Raw genomic sequence first — 18637 nt, 5'->3', positions numbered from 1 at the left:
TCGGATCGCGGACCTTACTTTTTCTCGCGCTTCGGCTTGAAGGCGCACAGGTCGGCCACGTTGCAGCGCCAGCATTCGGGGGTGCGCGCCTTGCAAACATAGCGCCCGTGAAGGATCAGCCAGTGATGCGCGCCCACCCTGAACGGCTGGGGCACCCCTTTTTCCAACGCAAGCTCCACCGCCAGCACCGTCTTGCCCTTGGCCAGACCGGTGCGATTTCCGACCCGGAAGATATGGGTATCGACTGCGAATGTTTCTGCCCCGAAGGCGCAGTTCATCACCACATTGGCAGTCTTGCGGCCCACTCCAGGCAGCGTGGTCAGCGCATCGCGGTCCGCCGGAACCAGGCCATCATACCTCCGCACCAGAATTTCAGACAAGGCGATTACGTTCTTCGCCTTGGTATTGAACAGGCCGATGGTCTTGATGTGCTCTTTCAAACCAGCTTCGCCCAGCGCAACCATCTGGGCCGGCGTCTTGACCTGCTGGAACAACGCCCGTGTCGCCTTGTTAACCCCCACATCGGTCGCTTGCGCGGATAGCACCACCGCAACCAGCAACTGATAGGTGTTGCCATATTCCAGTTCAGTCTCGGGCGAGGGGTTGTCCTCAGCCAGCCTGCGGAAAAGTTCGAAGGTGTCGGCGCGTTTCACGGCTTGGGCACGGGTTCCGCAGGAACCGGGGCCGGGTGCGCCGCTTTCCATTCCATCGCCCGCATCACCCGCTTTTCAACCGAAGGGTGAGTGTAGAACAACATTTCCACCAGGGGCGTGGGGCGCGGATAGCGGTATTCGGCGGTCTTGACCAAGGCGCTGGCCAACGCATCGGGCTCATTCACCGTCTGCAGCGAATAGGCATCGGCCTCTTTCTCGCCAATCCGGGTCAGACTGTTTGTGATGGGCGTAACTAGCAGCCCCAGCACCGCGCCAACCGCCATGAACACCGGCAACCCGCGCGCTTCACCCAATTGCGCGTCGCTGCCGAGCAGCCGTGCCGCCGGAGCAAACAAGCGATTGAGCAGATAGAAAAACAGCATCGCGAGCAGCGGCATCAACACCACCGAACGCCAGGCATGGCCGAGTTTATAGTGCCCCGCCTCATGCCCAGTCACGGCAACGACCTCGGCCAGCGATGCTTCCTTCAGCGCAACATCGGAGATCGCGATCCGCGCCGCGGGACCAATTCCGGTGACATTGGCCGTGAACCGTTCGGACTGGCGCGAACCATCGTACATGAAGATCCGATCATGCGGGATCTTCACATCGTCGGCGATCTTCTCCAGCGCGGTGCGGACTCCGCCCGGCGGCACCGGCTCGTACTTGTTGAACAGCGGTGCGATCAGACTCGGGCCGACCAGCAGCATAAATAGGACAACACCAGCGGCAAAGCCTCCGCCCCACAACCACCAGCGTGCGCCGGTCTTGCGGATCAGGGCATAGACCCCAAGCAAGAACAGCCCTCCCAGGACAATCTCGAATGCCTCGCCAAGCGCCCACTGACCGAGAAAATCGCTCAGCGGCTGTTTGGACAGATCATAGGCATGTTGGCGCTGCCAATCGGTGTAAAGCGTCCAAGGCAAGGTCAGCAGATCGGCAATTGCCATGTAGGCCGCGCTCACGGCCAAGGTCATCGCGGCCCAGCTTCGCTTCGACAGTCGGCTCGTCACCCGATCGAGCAAACCGGACCGCACGATCAGCCAGGCCACCAACAGCGAAACTGCGACCCCTGCGAATAGCAAGATGTGATTACCGGTGGTATAGGCTTGCGCCTTGGCCAGTGCTTCAGCTCCCAGACCATCGATATAGCGGGCGGTTTCTTCTGCCGGTGTCATGCGTTTCCCCTGCGTGTGTATTATTTGTATAATACAGCGGAGATGCGATCAGGCAAGCCCCAAAACTTGCGCCATCTGGTAACGCCCAGCCGCTTTGCCGACCAGCCACTGTGCAGCACGCACGGCGCCGCGCGCAAAGATGCTGCGGTTTTCGGCGAGGTGCGAAAGGCAGAGGCGTTCGCTTTCCCCCAGGAACAGCACGGAATGATCACCCGCAACGGTTCCGCCGCGCAAGGCCGCAAAGCCGATGTCACCGCTGATCCTCGCGCCGTTGATCCCGTCTCGGCCGCGCGCGCTGTGTGCGCCCAGATCGATTTCGCGGCCCTTGGCGGCGGCTTCGCCAAGCAGCAACGCGGTGCCCGAAGGCGCATCGACTTTCATCCGGTGGTGGGTCTCAACCACTTCTATGTCCCAATCATCCCCCAGCCGCTGCGCTGCCTCGCGAACCAGGTGGGCCAGCAGCGTCACCCCCAGCGAGGTATTGCCGGTTTGCAGCACCGCGACGTGTTCGGCAGCAGCATCGCACATCCAGTGGTGGCGCTCTTCCAGACCGGTGGTGCCGACCAAGATTGGAATGCCTGCCGCGATCGCTGCATCAAGATTGGCTTCGAGCGCGTGGGGCGATGAGAAATCGACCAGCACGTCCGACGCTTGCACCAGGGCAGCAAGATCACCGTCCTTGTCCACTCCGCCCGAATACACCTCGTCCGCAGCCGCAATCGCCGCGACCAGCGCATGGCCCATCCGTCCTTCGCTGCCGATAATCCCGATCCGTGCCACGTGCATTCCCCGCTTTAGCGGCGGGGATCTGCGGCCAGAACCGCCCGTGCTCCCGCCAGACTTAGATGATGCGAATCGAAGTAGAGCGGAACGCCGTCCTTCACAATCCGGCTGTGCTTGCCATCGATCAGCGCGCGGGCGGGATCGATCACGCGCACACCTGCGGCCAGCCAGCGCGGATAGGCCCCGGTAAGCCAACGGGTATCGCGCTGGTAGTCACTGAGCGGCGCGCCGATGGCCTGATCCGCCGTGCCAAAAGCAGCCGCATGGGCCAGATGGCGCGGTACGTTCCAGGGCTGGGGTGGAACCGGGCCGATCACCACCACCCGCTTGCCCAGCGCCGTCACTGCGGCAATGGTTGCATCAAGGCGGGCCAGTGCGCCCGGATCGTCGCGGTATTCGCCCTGCGCCCACAGCGCCGAAAGATAGACCGTGGTGATGCTGGGGCTTTTGCCCAGCAGCGCCAGGACATCGGCGTTGAAGGCTGCGCAGCCGGGATCTTTCGCCCGGTCAAACCCGGCCAGCGGTGGACACGATCCGCGGGTCCGCTGGATCAGGGCCTGCCCTTTGGCGGCGTATTCCTGGCCCAGCAGCCAGGCAAATTCGACCCCGTGACTATCGCCCCACAGCAGCGCAGTCGGCGCCGCACCGCGCGCACCCAGTGTGCATTCGGGCCGCAGGCCGCCGATCGCATCGCTTAGGCAATCGGCGCGTTTGGGGCTGAAATCGCTTTTGGCCGCGGTGAAGTGGGCAACCTCTGCCGGGAACCGCCCAGGCCAGCCGCCCAGCGGCACCAGCGCGGCGGCGCCAATGGCAATCGCAGCCATGCCCAAACCGCTCCACACGAAGATCCGCTTTTGGCCAAAATCCTGCGAGGACCGGAACGGGCGCTCGATCCAGCGCCAGCTGGCCCAGGCAGCCAGCACCGATGCGGCGATGACCCCCAGCTGCCAAACGCCAGACAGCTTTTCATCACGGGCATATTCGGCAAACACGATCAGCGGCCAGTGCCACAGGTAGAGCGAATAAGAGATCAGCCCGATCCCGACCGGAACCGGGCTGGAAAGCAACCGGCCAACACCTGTGCCCGGCGCGGCATGGATCAGCAGCGCCGCACCCAGCACCGGAGGAATGGCGCTGATTCCGGGAAAAACCGTGGCCGCGCTATAGGTGAAGACCGCATAGAAGATCAGCGCAAGACCAGTGCCCGCCAGCGCTTCGCGCAACCAGCGCGGGCGGGCATCGGGCAAAGCGCCCACCGCCAGCAGCGATCCGGCAAACAGTTCCCACGCACGCGGAGGCAGCATGTAGAAGGCAAAGCCATCGCTGTCGGCGGCTTTCAGCATTGCCCAGCCCAACGAAACAGCGGCAGCCCCGGCAATTGCCCCCACCCGCCAGCGCGGACACCACCGGGCAATGCCCCACAACAGCAGCGGGAAACCAATATAGAACTGTTCCTCCACCGCCAGCGACCAGCAGTGCAGCAAGGGCATGGTTTCCGCCCCGCCCGCGAAATAGCCAGTGCTTGTGAAAAACCACAGGTTTGAAAGAAAACCCAGCGCCATCAGCGCCGATTTGGGCACAGCCTCAAAATCGCCGGGCAGATACAACCATGATGCCATGGCCAGCACAAAGGCCAGCATCGCCAGCAAGGCCGGCAGGATCCGCCGCGCCCGGCGCTCGTAAAAGCGCACCAACGAGAATTGCCCGGCATCGATTTCGCGCGCGATGATCCCGGTGATCAAATAGCCAGAGATCACAAAGAACACGTCCACCCCAACAAACCCGCCGGAAAATCCGGGGACATGGGTGTGGAACAACAGCACTGGCAGGATCGCCAGCGCCCGCAAGCCATCGATATCGCGGCGATATTGTTGCCCTGCGCTCAACTTTGGTCCCCGGTTGCTAGAGCCCTGCGCATAGGCGAAAAAGGTTAAGAATCGGGGGAACTGCATTGACCAAGACGATCCAGAACATCGTGATCCTGACCGGCGCCGGGATCAGCGCGGAAAGTGGGATCGACACCTTTCGCAGTTCCGGCGGACTGTGGGAACAGCACCGGATAGAGGATGTCGCGACGCCCGAGGCCTTCGCTCGCGATCCCAACCTGGTTCACCGCTTCTACGATATGCGCCGCGCCAGCATCCAGGAAAAGCTGCCCAATCCGGCGCACGATGCGCTGGCCCGGCTTGATGCAACTTGGCAGGGCAACTTGCTGATCGTTACGCAAAACGTCGATGACCTGCACGAGCGGGCCGGAGCACGGCGGCTGCTCCACATGCACGGCGAACACCTGAAAGCCTGGTGCACCATGTGCGACATCCGATCGGCCTGGCGCACCGAAATGGCCAGCCGCCCGCCCTGTCCAATCTGCAGCGCACGCAGCCTGCGTCCCGATGTGGTCTGGTTTGGCGAGATGCCCTACCGGATGGGCGAGATCTATGCCGCGCTGCGGGCGGCCGATTTGTTCGTATCGATCGGCACATCAGGCGCGGTCTATCCAGCTGCGGGCTTTGTCCAGAACGCGGCGGAGCTTGGCGCGCAAACGCTTGAGCTCAATCTCGAAGCCAGCCAGGGTTCGGCCATGTTCGACGAAAGCCGGCTGGGCCTGGCGAGCGAGATTGTGCCGGCCTGGGTGGATGAAATCCTAGCCGCCGCCTGAACACCCAGCACACGCAGGATCCCTGGCAATCCGCATGGTTCGCAGGCTTGGCACCAGCCCTTCGAACAGGTGCAGCTGCCCCCACTGCGGATCGCCCAGCGTGGCCGCGCCCTGAACCAGCACCCGGATCGCCTGCATTGCTGCAAATGCACCAACCATCCCGGCCATCGCCCCCAGCACACCATCATCGGCGCAGCTATCGCAATCTTCTGCATCGAAGGCATCCCCAACGAAACAGCGATAGCAACTGTGCCCATCAAGATGTCCGGCAAAGTTCGCGATCTGACCTTGAAAGCGCCCGATCGCGGCACTGGTTAATGGGATGCCCAGGCGCACACACGTGTCTGACACAGTCAGCCGCGTCGCGAAATTGTCACTTCCGTCGAGCACAAGGGTCGCGCCCTCAAGGAGCGCATCCGCGTTGTCCCCCCCCACCGTCCCAACGTGGGGCGCTACCTTGAGGGCAGCATCAAACCGGCGAACCCAATCGGCCGCAGCTTCGGCCTTTGGCCGGCCAAGATCTGCCTCGCGAAAGATCGTTTGGCGTTGAAGGTTACTCAGATCGACTACATCGCGGTCGATCAGGGTCAGCTGCCCCACACCCGCCGCGGCCAGGTATTGCAATACCGGCGATCCAATCCCGCCGCAGCCGATCAGCACCACATGCGCCGCAGCCAGAGCAACCTGCCCGGCCCCGCCCAGTTCGGGTAGAACGATGTGGCGGGCGAAGCGATCAAGGCGTTCGGGCGGCAGGTCCATGGCCAGCCCATAAGGCCAAAGCGCCGGACCAACAACGAATCCCTTGCCCCCCGTGCAGCGATACGGCAGTTAATTGGGCAATTAACAAAAATGGGATGAGCGATGCATTATGCCGAGCTGCGCGCGGTGCGCGAAGAATTGACCGGGCCGGGCGGACAGTTTGAAATTGTCGAACAGGAAATCCTGGGCAACCGCATCAAGACCTTCAAGAACGCGCCGCCTTCGGTGCGCGAATTCTGGCTTTCCACCGCCGCCTGGGGCGATCGGCCATACCTGATCTATGAGGGCGAAGTGCTGACATACGCCCAGGCCCACACCGCTGTGAACGCGCTGGCAGCATGGCTGACCGCCCAGGGCGTTGTGCCGGGCGAACGGGTGGCGATCGCGATGCGCAACTACCCCGAATGGATGCTGGCCTATTGGGCCTGCACCGCGATCGGGGTAGCGGCGGTGGGCATGAATGCCTGGTGGACCGGCGAAGAGCTGGACTATGCCATCAAGGATTCGGCGCCCAAGGTGCTGATCGCCGATGCCGAGCGGCTGGCGCGTTACCGCCAACTATCCGGGCATGATCTGATGCTGGTGGGCGTGCGGCTCTCTGATTATGCTGCCGAAGTCACCCCCTGGGCCGATATCGTCGCGGCGGGCGGCGTCATGCCGGCAGTCAGCGTCGATCCCGATGCAGATGCCTGCATCTTCTACACCAGCGGCACAACCGGATTTCCCAAGGGTGCGCAGTTGACCCACCGGGGCTGCGTGGCGAACCTTTTGAACATGCTCTATTCAACCACCGCGCAGGCCCTGGCGACCGAGCGCGCCACCGGCGTTTCGCCGCCAACCGAAGCGCCGGTGCCGGTTTCCCTGCTGACCACCCCGCTGTTCCACGTGACCGCCAACAATTGCGGCGCCTATCTGACCAGCGCGGCCGGCGGGGCGATTGTGCTGATGTACAAATGGGATGCGGGCGAAGCGCTGAAACTGATCGAGCAATACGGGATCACCGGCGTTTCGGGTGTGCCGATCATGGCGCGCGAGATTATCAATCATCCTGATTTCGCCGCAACCAACACCTCGACCCTAACCGGGCTTTCAGGCGGCGGGGCGCAGGTTCCGCCAGATCAGGTGGGCGAGATTGCCCGCAAGATGCCCGCCGCCAGCCCTACCACCGGATACGGGATGACCGAGACCTGCGGGATCATCACCTCGGTCGCCGGCCCTTATTTCATCGATCGGCCCGATAGCGCCGGGCCCTATATGCCCAGCTTCGATGCCAAGGTGGTTGATGATGCCGGCAATGAATTGCCGCTGGGCGAAGTGGGCGAGCTGTGGGTGCGCGGTAGTCCGGTAATCAAGGGCTACCTCAACCGGGCCGACGCCACGGAAGAATCGATCACAGACGGCTGGCTTCACACCGGCGACATCGCCCGGATCGATGCGGACAAATTCGTCTATATCGTTGATCGCAAGAAGGATCTGGTGATCCGCGGCGGTGAAAATATCAGCTGCACCGAAGTGGAAGCCTGTATCTATCGCCATCCCGCCGTCGCCGAATGCAGCGTGTTTGGCGTAAAGGATGATCGAATGGGCGAGGAAGTGGGCGTGGCGGTGTTTCTGAAGGGCGATCATGCGCTGGACGAAACTGACCTCAAAAAACACTGCCTTGATCTGATGGCGAAGCACAAAGTGCCGCGCTATGTCTGGTTCATGGCCGAACCGCTGCCGCGCAATGCCAGCGGCAAATTCCTGCGGCGCGAGCTGCGCGATACCTTGAGCGCGGAGGTGGCGGGTTAGGCCATCGCCCGCCGCTCACCCAGCAGCAGAATTTTAACATCGCCTTCGCAGCGCCCGATCTGAACCAGCAGGTAGACCGACAGGAACAGCATTCCGCCAAAGAATGCCAGCGCGCTCAGCACCAGCCCACCCGGACTGAACTGGTGGCGCCACGCAGTCCAGATTGCCGAAAGGGTCAGGAATCCAAGAAAGTCGAAATTGAACTGACCCGGCCAGGCCATGATCGCAATATCGCCAAAAAATTGCGGCAGCAGATTGATCCCGTGGTTCAGGATGGTGATCGAGGTGTAGCTGACGATTGCCAGCAGGTAGGCCAGCAGAAACAGACGGAACAGGTTCATAGCAGCATCCTTCGCGGCTGAGCATCGCAGGTTCGCAGCCGTGATGCTAGTCTTGGCGAATCAGGCGAGAGGAGTGAAGAAATGGGCGATCTGGACGGGCGTATCGCGTTGGTGACCGGTGCAGCGACAGGACTGGGCGAGGCAGCCGCGCGAGCACTGGCCGCAGCCGGAGCCAAAGTGGCGGTAACCGATCTGGCCGCTCCCGATGCCCTTGCCGCCGAACTGGGCGGGATCGCCCGCGCGCAGGACGTGACAAGCGAAGCCGATTGGGCCAAGGCGATGGACTGGCTGCGCACCGAGGCCGGCGGGCTGGATATTCTGATCAACAATGCCGGGCTGTGGCTGTTCAAACCGATTCTTGAGACCACGTTGGACGATTGGCGACGGATGCATAGTGTGAACGTGGAAGGCGTTTTTCTGGGCACCCGCGCGGCGGTACCGCTTTTGGCCGAGCGTGCGCACCTGTGGCGCGGCGGCAGCGCTATCGTCAACATGTCCTCGGTCGCCGGGATCGAAGGCGCGGCAGGTGCCACTTGCTACAATTCAACCAAGGGCGCGGTCCGGCTGTTCACCAAGGGTTGCGCCAAGGAGCTGGCGGCGGCGCGGATCCGCGTCAACTCGGTCCACCCCGGCGTGATCGACACCAAGATGGGCCGTCATCTGATCGATGATTTCGCCAAGGCCCAGGGCGTGGGTGACAACGAAGTGCTGGCCAATGTCTCAGCCATGCACCCGCTGGGCCACCTGGGCGAGCCGCAGAACGTGGCCGATGCGGTGGTGTTCCTGGCCAGCGACCGCGCGGCGTTCACCACCGGCAGTGAGCTGATCGTTGATGGCGGGCTTTCGGCCTAACTTTCCAGCTGCCGCAGCAGGCTGCGCACATCGCCGTCCATATCGGCATCGCGGGTCCGCAGGTCTTCGATCAGGCGAACCGCGTGGATCACGGTAGAATGATCGCGCCCACCAAATTTGCGGCCGATTTCAGGATACGAACGCGGGGTCAGCACTTTGGCGAGATACATCGCCACCTGGCGCGGACGCACCACTGCACGGGCCCGGCGCTTGCTGCTCATCTCGGTCCGGTCAACCCGGTAGAACTGGCAGACGGTGCGCTGGATCTCGTCAATCGTGATCCGGCGGCGGTTGGCAGAGAGGATATCGGTCAGCTGTTCTTCGGCCAGTTGCAGCGAAACGGCCTGGCCCGTCAACTGGGCATAGGCGATCAGCTTGTTGAGGCCGCCCACCAGCTCGCGTACGTTGCGGTTAATCGTGCGGGCGAGGAATTCGATCACATCGGCCGGCACATGGGTGGGGCTGAAGCGCTGAAGGCGGTGTTCAAGGATTGTTCGGCGCAGTTCGATATCAGCCGGCTGGATATCGGCAACCAGGCCCATCGAAAGCCGCGAAAGCAGCCGCTGTTCAACCCCATCAAGCGCCTGCGGAGCCCGGTCTGCGGCGAAGACCAGCCGCTTGCCTTCGGCCAGCAGTGCATCGATCGTATAGAGCAGCTCTTCCTGGGCCGAAGCCTTGCCGATGATGAACTGGATATCATCCACCAGCAGCAGATCAAACCCGCGCAGCCGCGCCTTGAATTCGATCGTCTGGTTCTGGCGCAGTGCCTGGACGAATTCGACCATGAAGCGTTCGGCCGAGCAATAGAAAATCCGTGCCCGCGGATGCGCGGCCAGATAGGCATGGCCAATCGCATGCAGCAGGTGGGTTTTGCCCTGCCCGGTCGCCGCCTTGAGATAGAGCGGCGCAAACTGCGGGGTTTCGATTGCCGCCATCCGCTGTGCGGCATTGCCGGCCAGCACATTGGCGCTGCCGCTGACAAAGGTGGTGAACGTCAGCGAAGGATCAAGCCCGACCGGGCCCTGCCCCAAGCCGCCCAGTTCGGCCGCGCTCATCCCCAGGGCATCGCCTGGCAAGGTGATCGCCCCGCCATTGCCCATTGCGCGGCGTCCGCTTTCGCCCGCGCCAAAGCGCAAACCTTGCGGTGCCCGGCGGCCCGGCAACACCGAGATGCGAACCTGCCTGAGATCGGGCCGGGTGATCTTCCACGCCAGCGAAAGCCTGTCTGCAAAGCGGTCTGATACCCAGTTGGCGGCAAATTCGGTCGGAAGGTACAGATCCAGCGTGGCGCTGTCCTTGCACACAGTCCCAACCTGAATCGGCTTGATCCACTGGCTGTGCAGCTGCTGGCCCAGATCCTTGCGCAGGCCTTGGCTGATGTCAGCCCAGTCTGCCGAGAGATCGAGCGCGTCCTGCTCCTCCCGCACCCGGTCTGCATCCGTCTTTACGTGAGCAGAAGGCCCGTTGCCTTGCATTCCGCCATTACCCAATTCTGTCACCCGTTTCGCCCCCGAAACCTATTAGTTTCCCCGCCACATGTTTCCACGCAGCCACGCTGTCAGGCGCCCACCCCGACTTTAGAACATCTTTTTTCATGCAAAGCCCGGGAGGCTAGATTCGCCCCGGAGCCGAGGCCCGGTTATGGACGGATGATTGGTGAGAGCAAGGCGCAGACTGTAAATAATTTGAAATAATTGCCCTTGACTCTGCATGACCCCCGGAAAACTCCCGGCCGCCAAAAATATATATAATTTTCAATTAACTAGCCATACCCCCGGAAGCGAATCGCGGGATTCCATGGTCTTAGTGCAACGCAGCAAAAATGCTGCGTCGCGCAACGAAAAAGGCCGACTGCAAATGCGCCGGCCTTTCGTGTTTTTTGTTCGCATTTCGTCCCGGCCGGCCCGCGGAAAAACCGCGATTCGCCCCGAGGAAACGAATCAGAGCGAAGCTACTCGCTTGGTCAGGCGCGAAAGCTTGCGCGCTGCGGTGTTCTTGTGAAGAACGCCGCGGGCAACACCGCGAGCCAGTTCTGGCTGGGCCGCATGAAGCGCGTCAGCAGCAGCAGTCTTGTCACCACCATCAAGCGCCGCTTCAACCTTCTTTACGAAGGTCCGGATGCGGCCCAGGCGGTTGCCGTTGATCTCGGCGCGCTTCTCGTTGCGACGGATGCGCTTCTTGGCTTGCGGCGTATTGGCCATGTTCGTCCTTAGAAATCTCGTGCAAAACGGGGGTCCGATATGGAATCGGCCCCTCGGGAAGCGCGGCCCTTAACTGTGGTCGTCCGAATCGTCAAGCAAGAGTGAGTCATTGTCTGGCTGAAGCTGGTGGTGCAAGGCCGATCGCGCAGCGATTGGCGCTCCGATCTAAAAAATTCCTCACTTCTGGCATCCCGCGCAATGCCAGGTGCTGCGGCCGCCTTGGGCAAGGCGCTGGACTGGCGCCCCGCAGCGGGTGCAAGGCTGGCCGTGGCGATCATAGACATCGAATTGTTTTGAGAAATAGCCCAGCTCTCCATCAACCTGCGCGAAATCGCGCAGGCTGGATCCGCCGGCCTCGATTGCCTCGGCGATCACCGCCTTGATCTGCGGGACTAGCCGGGCCAGCGCCGCTGTGCTGACTTTTCCGGCCGCCTTGCGCGGATCGATCCCGGCACGAAACAGCGCTTCGCAGACATAGATATTACCCAACCCCGCCACGATGCGCTGATCCAGCAGCATCAATTTGATTGCCGCACTGCGCGCGCCAAGGGCGGTTTTGAGGTGCGCAGGGGTCAATCCGTCTTCCAACGGCTCTGGACCAAGCGCGGCAAAGGCCGGCCACTGCGCCAGTTGCGGTTCTGCAACCAGATCAACCGATCCGAACCGGCGCGGATCGCACAGCGCCAGAACATGGCCGCTGTCCGTTTCCAGCACCAGGTGATCGTGCTTGCCCAGCTCGTCAGGCTCGATTCGCCAGCGCCCGCTCATCCCAAGGTGAAAGACCATGGTCTGGCCGCGATCGGTGTGGATCAGGCCATACTTGGCCCGGCGGCCCAGCCCGGTGACCGTTGCGCCGGTCAGGGTCTGGACCAGATCGACCGGAAACGGGCGGCGCAATCCAGCCCGGCGGGTTTCCACCCGGGCCAGCCGCGCACCATCCAGATAGCGCGCTAGCCCGCGCACTGTGGTTTCAACTTCGGGAAGCTCTGGCATGGGCGGTGACTAGGCTTGGGTCTAACCCGGCTGCAATTAGTTTCTTATTGCAACTGAAAATTGGCTGAGCTAGGAAGCTGCGCAAATACCAACCTTCCCGGGAGAACCACAATGTCCACTTCGCTTCATGCCACCCACGTACCCGGCTTTATCGCCATGCTTAACAATATCAAAGGCTGGCTGGATGTGGCCGCTGCATCGGGCAACGAGGCTGAGCTTGTTCAAGCCAAGCTGGCCGACGACATGTTTCCGTTGGCCCGCCAGATCCAGATCGCTTCGGATGCCGCCAAGGGCGCCGGCGCGCGGATGGCCGATGTGGAAGCCCCGGCGATGCCCGATGAGGAAACCACATTTGCCCAGCTAAACGCGCGCTGCGACAAGACTATCGCCTTTCTGCAATCGATCGATGCCGCTGCGTTTGATGCGGGAGCTGGCCGCGAAGTGGTTATCACCTTTCCCAACGGCGCCGGATTGAAGTTTGATGGGCAGACCTTCCTGACCGGGTTTGCCGTTCCCAACTTCTATTTCCACGCCACCACCACATACGCGATCCTGCGTGCGGGCGGCGTGGCGATCGGCAAGCAGAATTTCCTGGGCCACCTTGCCCCCTACATGTTCGCTCCGCCTGCGTAATTGTTTGGTGCGGGAAGGACCTGCGTCCTTCCTCGCCAGGCCGGCCCGCTCCCCCGGCCCGGCCACCCATAGGATATCCTCAGCGGGTGGCCGGGCCGGGGGAGCGGGCCGGCCTGGCCAAGCTGGTCGCAAACGCGAATAGCGCACCCAACAAAGACTTCGCTCCGCCTGCGTAACCACAGCATATTCACTGGCACCGTGCGCGGCTTGTCGCTAAGGCGCGGCGGTATGAGCGAACAGGTTTCTTTCGGCTATGAAACGGTCGATGCGGCAGAAAAGGAAGGCCGCGTTGGCGCGGTCTTTTCTTCGGTGGCGAAAAAGTATGACGTGATGAACGATGCGATGTCGGTGGGCATGCATCGGTTGTGGAAGGACAAGTTCGTGCGCCGGGTCAAACCGCGCCCGGACGAGCAGATCCTCGACATGGCCGGCGGCACCGGCGACATCGCTTTTCGCATGGCCCGCGAAGGCGCCGCTGTCACCGTATCGGACATCAATCAGGACATGCTTGATGTTGGTATCGAACGCGCGCTGGAAAAGGGCCTCGATGCGCTGGTCTGGTCACGCCAGAACGCTGAGGAGCTGACCTTTCCCGACCGGTTTTTTGATGCCTACACAATCGCTTTCGGGATCCGCAACGTCACCCATATCGATGCTGCACTGGCCGAGGCGTACCGGGTTCTGAAACACGGCGGGCGGTTCTTTTGCCTGGAATTTTCAACCACCGAATGGCCCGGCTTCAAGGAGGCTTACGACCTCTATTCGCACAAGCTGGTACCCCGGATTGGCGAGGCGATTGCCGGTGACGGTGAAAGCTATCGCTATCTGATCGAATCGATCCGCCGCTTTCCGCCAATGCCGGAATTTGAACGGATGATCCGCAGGGCTGGATTTGCCCGCACCAAAGTTGAACCGATCCTTGGCGGATTGGTGGCGATCCATTCCGGCTGGAAAATTTGACCGGCCCATTCACTCATACGCTGCGCTTGCTGCGCTGGGGCCGCACTTTGGCGCGGCATGGCGCGCTGCGCGGGATTGAACGCGATCCCAATACCCCGCCGCAGGTGCGCCGGATGGTGCGGATTGCCCGGTTGGGCACCTTCCAGCCTGCCCAGCCGAATTATGCCGGGGCGTTCCAGGCGATTGGCCCAGCCGCGATCAAGCTTGGCCAGACACTGGCCACCCGGCCCGATGTGGTTGGTGAAGATGCTGCGCACAATCTGCTGCAGCTGCAAGATAGCCTGCCGCCGGTGCCGTTCGCCGCGATCCGCCGCGAGATTGAAGCAAGCTTTGGCAAGCCCATCGAAAGCCTGTTTGAAAGCATTGAGGAAATGCCGGTGGGCGCAGCCTCGATCGCGCAGGTCCACCGGGCAGTAACCGCCGATGGGCGGACCGTTGCGGTCAAGGTATTACGGCCCGGCATCCGCGAAAAATTTGGCGCCGATATCCAGACCTATGAATGGGCAGCCGCCCATCTGGAGGCCCTGGGAGGCGAAGCGGCGCGGCTGCGCCCGCGCATGGTTATCGCAAATTTCAAACGCTGGACCCTGCGTGAACTTGATCTGCGGCGCGAAGCGGCTTCCGCTTCGGAATTGACCGAGGTGATGAAGGGCAGCGAAGGTTACCGCGTGCCCGGCGTCGATTGGGATCGCACCAATGGCCGGGTGATGACGATCGACTGGATCGACGGCATCAAGATCAACGAAACCGATGCCCTGCGCAGTGCCGGCCATGATCTGAATGCGCTGGCCGAAAAACTGGTGCTGACCTTCCTGCGCCAGGCCATCAGCCACGGCTTTTTCCATGCCGATATGCACCAGGGCAATCTGTTCGTGCAGGCCGATGGCACGATTGCCGCGATTGATTTCGGGATCATGGGCCGGATTGATCGCCGGGCCCGGCTGTGGCTGGCTGAAATCCTCTATGGCCTGACCACCGGCAACTATGCCCGCGTGGCAGAGATCCATTTCGAAGCGCAATATGTGCCAAGCTACCACTCTGTCGATGAATTCGCGACCGCGCTGCGGGCAGTGGGTGAGCCAACCCGCGGCCGCCCCGTCAGCGAGCTTTCGGTTGGGCAGATGCTCGATTCACTGTTTGCGATCACCCGCGAATTTGACATGCAAACCCAGCCGCATCTGCTGCTGCTGCAAAAGACCATGGTGATGGTTGAGGGGCTGGCAACCCAGCTTAACCCCCAGATCAACATGTGGAATGTGGCCGCGCCATTTGTGCGGTCCTGGATCCGGGACGAATTGGGGCCCGAGGCCGCGATAGCCGATCGGCTGCGCAAGGATGCTGAAACGCTGCTGCGCCTGCCCGATCTGGTCCGCCGGATCGAAGACAAGTTTCCGGCCAAAGGCGGTGCGCCCGATGCGCCTCCATTGCCCGCGGTTGAGCTGATCTGGGATCGCCGCCAGACCGGGCGGCGCTGGCCGGGCTATCTGCTGGCCGCTGTGCTGGGCGGCGGGGCGCTGTGGGCCGCGCAGGCGCTGGGTTGGCTCTAGGCCATGGACCTCGACGCGCTGTTGCTGCATTTTTTTGGCACCGATGATCCATCCAGCCTGACCAGCGATGAATTTGAACGCGCGCTGGGCCAGTTGCGGATCGGCTTTGGGGTTGAGCGCGAGCCTGGCCGCAAGTTCGCGCTGTGGTGCCTGCTTGATGCGCTGGGCGATGCGCCGCTTCCGGCCGACGCTTTTGCCAAGGAACCGATGCTCAAGGCAGCGGCCGAGGACTATCTCAAGGCCGCCTACCGGCTTGAACGGGACAACGAACGATGAGCGGTGAAAGCGTAAAGGCATGGCTTGAAACCCATGCTCCCGATCTGAAGCTGATCGATCACACGCGCTCAACCGCGACGGTGATCGAGGCAGCTGAGGTGCTGGGCGTGGAACCGGCCCGGATCGCCAAAACGCTGGCGTTCAAGGTTGGCGATGCCGTGATGCTGCTGGTCGCGCGCGGCGATGCCCGGCTCGACAATGCGCTGTGCAAGGCCGAATTTGGCGGCCGACCGCGGATGCTTGATCCTGAAGCGACTTTGGCGGCAACTGGCCATGCGGTTGGCGGGGTCTGCCCGTTCGGGCTTAGCCAGCCGCTGCCGATTGTCGCGGATAGATCGCTGCTGGCCTTTGCCACGGTATTCCCGGCTGCGGGCACCCAGACCAGTTCGGTCGAAGTTGAACCCAAACAGCTTGCCGAACTGATCGGCGCGCGCTGGGTCACGATTTGCAAACTTCCTGAATAAAGAAAAAGGCCCCGGTTCCCATAAGAACCGAGGCCCCATTTCTAGATCGATTGGCTGGGATCAGAAATCATAGCCCATCCGCAGGCCGATCGTGCGCGGCTGGATCGCCACCACATAGGGGCGCTGGCCGCACTGACCGCATTGCAGGAAGCGCGAAGTCTGGCCCCGTTCATCGAGCAGGTTCGACACGAACACTTCGATGTTGAGCTTGCTGAGATCAGCACCGAACGCCAGGTTGAGCGTTCCGAACGAGGGCAGCATGCCGATCGTTGCGGCGGGGCCAGCCCGCACTTCGCTGCTGGCCGAACCCTGGTAGGAACCATTGATCTGGCCATAGAGCTTGGTGTCCGGACCCATCGGAACGGCATACCGCATCGTGCCCGACATTTTGAAGCGCGGCGTTACCGGCAGGCGGGTGCCAGCGGGCGACGAGATCGAATTGCCCGGCGCTGTGCAGGCGAAGGTAGGATCATCAACCGCGCACAGATTCTTGGTCATAATCGCATCGGTATAGGCCGCAGCCAGACTGATAGAGAGCGGGCCGCCTGAGTAGTTCAGATCAACGTCTACCCCGCGGATCCGCGCATCGGGTCCGTTGTGGATTTCGGTGAAGCTGTTCGCGCCCAGGAACGAGAACTGGAACTTCTTCCAGTTCTGCTGATAGACCGCGCCGTTGAAACGCAGACCCGGAGCCAGCGTAGCCTTCCAGCCGAATTCAAAGTTGTAGAGGTAATCCGGCTCATACGGGGCAACATCGGCGCGGCGGTTGATCCCGCCCGGGCGGTAGCCCTTCGATGCCGTACCGTAGACCATCAACCGCGAAGTCGGCTTGAAGGTCAGGTTGGCGCGCCAGGTCAGCCCGTCACCCTTGGCCTGAACCGGGACTACTTCGCCGCCGCTCCACACGCCCAGATTGGTACATGGGGATCCGGCAACCGCCGGCGGAGCCAACACAGTGCCTGGCGTGCCTGCCACCGGGCGCAGCCGCGATCCGGTGGTGGTAAAGCAGCCCGCCACACCAGTCCGCGAAGAGCCAGCCGCGTTGAACGGACCGTCCGAATACCAGTTGCCGGGGTTGCGGCCAAAGCCGAAGAACCCGATCAGCGAGTTATCAAAGCGGAACGCGCGGACCCCGGCGGTGAAAGTTACCTTGTCGGTCAGGTCAAAGCTCGCTTCGCCAAATGCCGCGTAATCGCGGTCAATCCGGTGCTGCTGGGTAAGCCACAGCGTGCCCGGCAAGCCATTTACCGAAACCAGCGGGCCCAGACCGGTAACCTGGTAATCCTGATGGATATCGTTCGACTGATATTGGTAGAACAGCCCGCCAACCACGCGAAAACGCTTGTCCGAAGGCGAAGCGACCCGCAGTTCCTGGCTGAACTTCTTGAAGTGATCGCTGCCCAGAACCCGCTGGCGCGGATCGATCGGATTGCCGAACTGATCCCAGACATAGAGATAGCCAGCGATCCCGCCGGAAGCCGCATAGAGCGCATCATAGGCTTCGGCATAGTCTGTATAATCAGCGGAACTGGCGGTCTTTCGATCAAGGTAAGCACCGGCATAGGTTACATCCCAGCTGCCGATCTTGCCCTCAATAGTCAGCGCGGCCTGGGTGAACCTATCGGTCCGGTTTTCATCGAAAGAATGCTGCACCTGCAGATCGCCAACCCTTGGATCAAACGCATACATGCCGTTTGAATTGGTGCTCTGGAACAGGACGCTGGGGGTAACGGTCCAGTTATCGTCCAACTCAATCCCCAGCGCAGCACGGCCGCCAATCGTTTCGGTTTCGTTGTAGTCCTTCTCAACATAGGCCGCGTTGTTGAAGCAGCCGGTGGTCAGAAAGCAGCGTTGACCTGGTACGTTATCGATGAAGCCGGCATCGCGCTGATAGAAGCCAGACACGCGCAGCGCCATGTTGCTGTTCAGCGGTGCGTTGCCATAGAATTCAGCCTTGCCGCCAAACCCGCCGCCCGTAACCGAATTGATTTCCAGATCCATCCCGCCTTCGGCCCGCGAAAGATTGGGCTTGTTGGTAATGATCCGGATGGTCCCGGCTTCTGATGAAGCGCCATACAGCGTGCCTTGCGGGCCCGACAGGCTTTCGATCCGGGCAACGTCATAGATGTGAACATCAAGATTGCCGCCAATCGTGGTGACCGGCTGTTCATCCAGATAGACGCCAACCGAAGGCAGCGAGCCAGAGTGGTTGCCATCACCGCCCGATGCCACGCCGCGCATGTAGATCACATTGACGCCGGGTGTGCCACTGCCCTGGAACGAAACCGAAGGCAGCTGCTGGGCATAATTGCTGAAATTCGAGATGTTGAGATCTTCGAGCTTCTTGGTGCCCAGCGCCTGGATCGAGATCGGCACGTTCTGAAGGCTTTCCGAACGCTTCTGCGCGGTAACCACCAACTCTGGCGGCGGAGCCTCTTCTGCCGCCGGGGCGTCCTGCGCGAAAGCAGGCGCTGCGATCAGCGCGGTTGATGAGACAAGTGCCGCGAAAGTGGCGCGAGCGAAACGCTTGGACATGAGAGACCCCTT

At 61.9% G+C, this 18637-nt stretch carries 18 protein-coding genes; 8 read left to right on the top strand and 10 right to left on the bottom strand.

Features of this window, described 5'->3' with window-relative positions:
* Positions 1-14: 14 nt before the first annotated feature.
* From nth to ABL914_RS02885, 4 genes are read right to left on the bottom strand one after another with little or no spacing between them, the layout of a single operon-like run.
* Complete coding sequence (nth, locus tag ABL914_RS02900) at positions 15-653, bottom strand: endonuclease III (protein ID WP_391561650.1); 639 nt, start codon at positions 651-653, stop codon at positions 15-17.
* On the bottom strand, positions 650-1852 hold the full coding sequence (locus ABL914_RS02895) for a M48 family metallopeptidase (protein WP_391561713.1): 1203 nt from the start codon (positions 1850-1852) through the stop codon (positions 650-652). The genes nth and ABL914_RS02895 overlap by 4 nt, the downstream gene beginning before the upstream one ends.
* A gap of 27 nt (positions 1853-1879) precedes the next feature.
* Complete coding sequence (gene dapB, locus ABL914_RS02890) at positions 1880-2611, bottom strand: 4-hydroxy-tetrahydrodipicolinate reductase (RefSeq protein WP_391561649.1); 732 nt, start codon at positions 2609-2611, stop codon at positions 1880-1882.
* A 14-nt stretch (positions 2612-2625) separates the two neighbouring features.
* The gene (locus ABL914_RS02885; RefSeq protein WP_391561648.1) at positions 2626-4500 is read right to left on the bottom strand and encodes an acyltransferase family protein; all 1875 of its coding nucleotides are present in this window, start codon (positions 4498-4500) and stop codon (positions 2626-2628) included.
* 65 nt (positions 4501-4565) lie between these two features.
* On the opposite strand from ABL914_RS02885, the gene ABL914_RS02880 reads away from it, so the two are divergent.
* Complete coding sequence (locus tag ABL914_RS02880; protein WP_391561647.1) at positions 4566-5273, top strand: NAD-dependent deacylase; 708 nt, start codon at positions 4566-4568, stop codon at positions 5271-5273.
* Here the strand turns inward: ABL914_RS02880 and ABL914_RS02875 are convergent.
* Positions 5259-6032, bottom strand: a complete 774-nt coding sequence (locus ABL914_RS02875) for a HesA/MoeB/ThiF family protein (RefSeq protein ID WP_391561646.1) — start codon at positions 6030-6032, stop codon at positions 5259-5261. The genes ABL914_RS02880 and ABL914_RS02875 overlap by 15 nt on opposite strands.
* Positions 6033-6134: 102 nt before the next feature.
* Here ABL914_RS02875 and ABL914_RS02870 point away from each other — a divergent pair, with 102 nt between their 5' ends.
* Positions 6135-7823: a class I adenylate-forming enzyme family protein gene (locus tag ABL914_RS02870; protein WP_391561645.1), complete on the top strand. Its 1689-nt coding sequence runs from the start codon at positions 6135-6137 to the stop codon at positions 7821-7823.
* Here ABL914_RS02870 and ABL914_RS02865 read toward each other — a convergent pair.
* On the bottom strand, positions 7820-8164 hold the full coding sequence (locus tag ABL914_RS02865) for a hypothetical protein (protein WP_391561644.1): 345 nt from the start codon (positions 8162-8164) through the stop codon (positions 7820-7822). The two genes, ABL914_RS02870 and ABL914_RS02865, sit on opposite strands and share 4 nt — an antisense overlap.
* Before the next feature lie 81 nt (positions 8165-8245).
* Here ABL914_RS02865 and ABL914_RS02860 point away from each other — a divergent pair, with 81 nt between their 5' ends.
* Positions 8246-9016: an SDR family NAD(P)-dependent oxidoreductase gene (locus ABL914_RS02860; RefSeq protein WP_391561643.1), complete on the top strand. Its 771-nt coding sequence runs from the start codon at positions 8246-8248 to the stop codon at positions 9014-9016.
* Here the strand turns inward: ABL914_RS02860 and dnaA are convergent.
* The 3 genes from dnaA to mutM all read right to left on the bottom strand — a co-directional run bounded on the left by dnaA (position 9013) and on the right by mutM (position 12210).
* A complete protein-coding gene (gene dnaA, locus ABL914_RS02855) occupies positions 9013-10491 on the bottom strand; it encodes a chromosomal replication initiator protein DnaA (RefSeq protein ID WP_391561712.1) in 1479 nt (492 codons plus the stop codon). The two genes, ABL914_RS02860 and dnaA, sit on opposite strands and share 4 nt — an antisense overlap.
* A 465-nt stretch (positions 10492-10956) precedes the next feature.
* Positions 10957-11217 (bottom strand): 30S ribosomal protein S20, encoded by a 261-nt coding sequence (rpsT, locus tag ABL914_RS02850; protein WP_391561642.1) that lies wholly within the window; start codon positions 11215-11217, stop codon positions 10957-10959.
* 177 nt (positions 11218-11394) lie between these two features.
* Positions 11395-12210 (bottom strand): bifunctional DNA-formamidopyrimidine glycosylase/DNA-(apurinic or apyrimidinic site) lyase, encoded by an 816-nt coding sequence (gene mutM, locus ABL914_RS02845; RefSeq protein WP_391561641.1) that lies wholly within the window; start codon positions 12208-12210, stop codon positions 11395-11397.
* A 111-nt stretch (positions 12211-12321) separates the two neighbouring features.
* On the opposite strand from mutM, the gene ABL914_RS02840 reads away from it, so the two are divergent.
* From ABL914_RS02840 to ABL914_RS02820, 5 genes are all read left to right on the top strand, one after another.
* Complete coding sequence (locus tag ABL914_RS02840; protein WP_391561640.1) at positions 12322-12843, top strand: DUF1993 family protein; 522 nt, start codon at positions 12322-12324, stop codon at positions 12841-12843.
* A 228-nt stretch (positions 12844-13071) separates the two neighbouring features.
* Complete coding sequence (locus tag ABL914_RS02835; protein WP_391561639.1) at positions 13072-13803, top strand: class I SAM-dependent methyltransferase; 732 nt, start codon at positions 13072-13074, stop codon at positions 13801-13803.
* A complete protein-coding gene (ubiB, locus tag ABL914_RS02830) occupies positions 13800-15350 on the top strand; it encodes a 2-polyprenylphenol 6-hydroxylase (protein WP_391561638.1) in 1551 nt (516 codons plus the stop codon). Before ABL914_RS02835 ends, ubiB begins: the two co-directional genes overlap by 4 nt.
* 3 nt (positions 15351-15353) lie before the next feature.
* Entirely contained in the window at positions 15354-15626 is a 273-nt protein-coding gene (locus tag ABL914_RS02825; protein WP_391561637.1) for a hypothetical protein, read from the top strand.
* On the top strand, positions 15623-16090 hold the full coding sequence (locus ABL914_RS02820; protein ID WP_391561636.1) for a YbaK/EbsC family protein: 468 nt from the start codon (positions 15623-15625) through the stop codon (positions 16088-16090). Before ABL914_RS02825 ends, ABL914_RS02820 begins: the two co-directional genes overlap by 4 nt.
* Before the next feature lie 60 nt (positions 16091-16150).
* Here the strand turns inward: ABL914_RS02820 and ABL914_RS02815 are convergent, their stop codons facing one another.
* Complete coding sequence (locus ABL914_RS02815; RefSeq protein WP_391561635.1) at positions 16151-18625, bottom strand: TonB-dependent receptor; 2475 nt, start codon at positions 18623-18625, stop codon at positions 16151-16153.
* Positions 18626-18637: the final 12 nt, after the last annotated feature.

Source organism: Novosphingobium sp., from assembly GCF_040079535.1.
In the GTDB taxonomy this organism is placed as follows: domain Bacteria; phylum Pseudomonadota; class Alphaproteobacteria; order Sphingomonadales; family Sphingomonadaceae; genus Novosphingobium.
Note: the sequence above shows the minus strand (reverse complement) of the source record. Positions and strands in the feature narration are given on the sequence as shown.

Coding starts and splice junctions, on each gene's coding strand:
- ABL914_RS02815 (WP_391561635.1), bottom strand. CDS start 18,625: ATGTCCAAGCGTTTCGCTCGCGCCACTTTCGCGGCACTTGTCTCATCA.
- ABL914_RS02820 (WP_391561636.1), top strand. CDS start 15,623: ATGAGCGGTGAAAGCGTAAAGGCATGGCTTGAAACCCATGCTCCCGAT.
- ABL914_RS02860 (WP_391561643.1), top strand. CDS start 8,246: ATGGGCGATCTGGACGGGCGTATCGCGTTGGTGACCGGTGCAGCGACA.
- ABL914_RS02870 (WP_391561645.1), top strand. CDS start 6,135: ATGCATTATGCCGAGCTGCGCGCGGTGCGCGAAGAATTGACCGGGCCG.
- ABL914_RS02875 (WP_391561646.1), bottom strand. CDS start 6,032: ATGGACCTGCCGCCCGAACGCCTTGATCGCTTCGCCCGCCACATCGTT.
- ABL914_RS02840 (WP_391561640.1), top strand. CDS start 12,322: ATGTCCACTTCGCTTCATGCCACCCACGTACCCGGCTTTATCGCCATG.
- mutM (WP_391561641.1), bottom strand. CDS start 12,210: ATGCCAGAGCTTCCCGAAGTTGAAACCACAGTGCGCGGGCTAGCGCGC.
- ABL914_RS02835 (WP_391561639.1), top strand. CDS start 13,072: ATGAGCGAACAGGTTTCTTTCGGCTATGAAACGGTCGATGCGGCAGAA.
- ABL914_RS02825 (WP_391561637.1), top strand. CDS start 15,354: ATGGACCTCGACGCGCTGTTGCTGCATTTTTTTGGCACCGATGATCCA.
- rpsT (WP_391561642.1), bottom strand. CDS start 11,217: ATGGCCAATACGCCGCAAGCCAAGAAGCGCATCCGTCGCAACGAGAAG.
- dnaA (WP_391561712.1), bottom strand. CDS start 10,491: ATGCAAGGCAACGGGCCTTCTGCTCACGTAAAGACGGATGCAGACCGG.
- ABL914_RS02865 (WP_391561644.1), bottom strand. CDS start 8,164: ATGAACCTGTTCCGTCTGTTTCTGCTGGCCTACCTGCTGGCAATCGTC.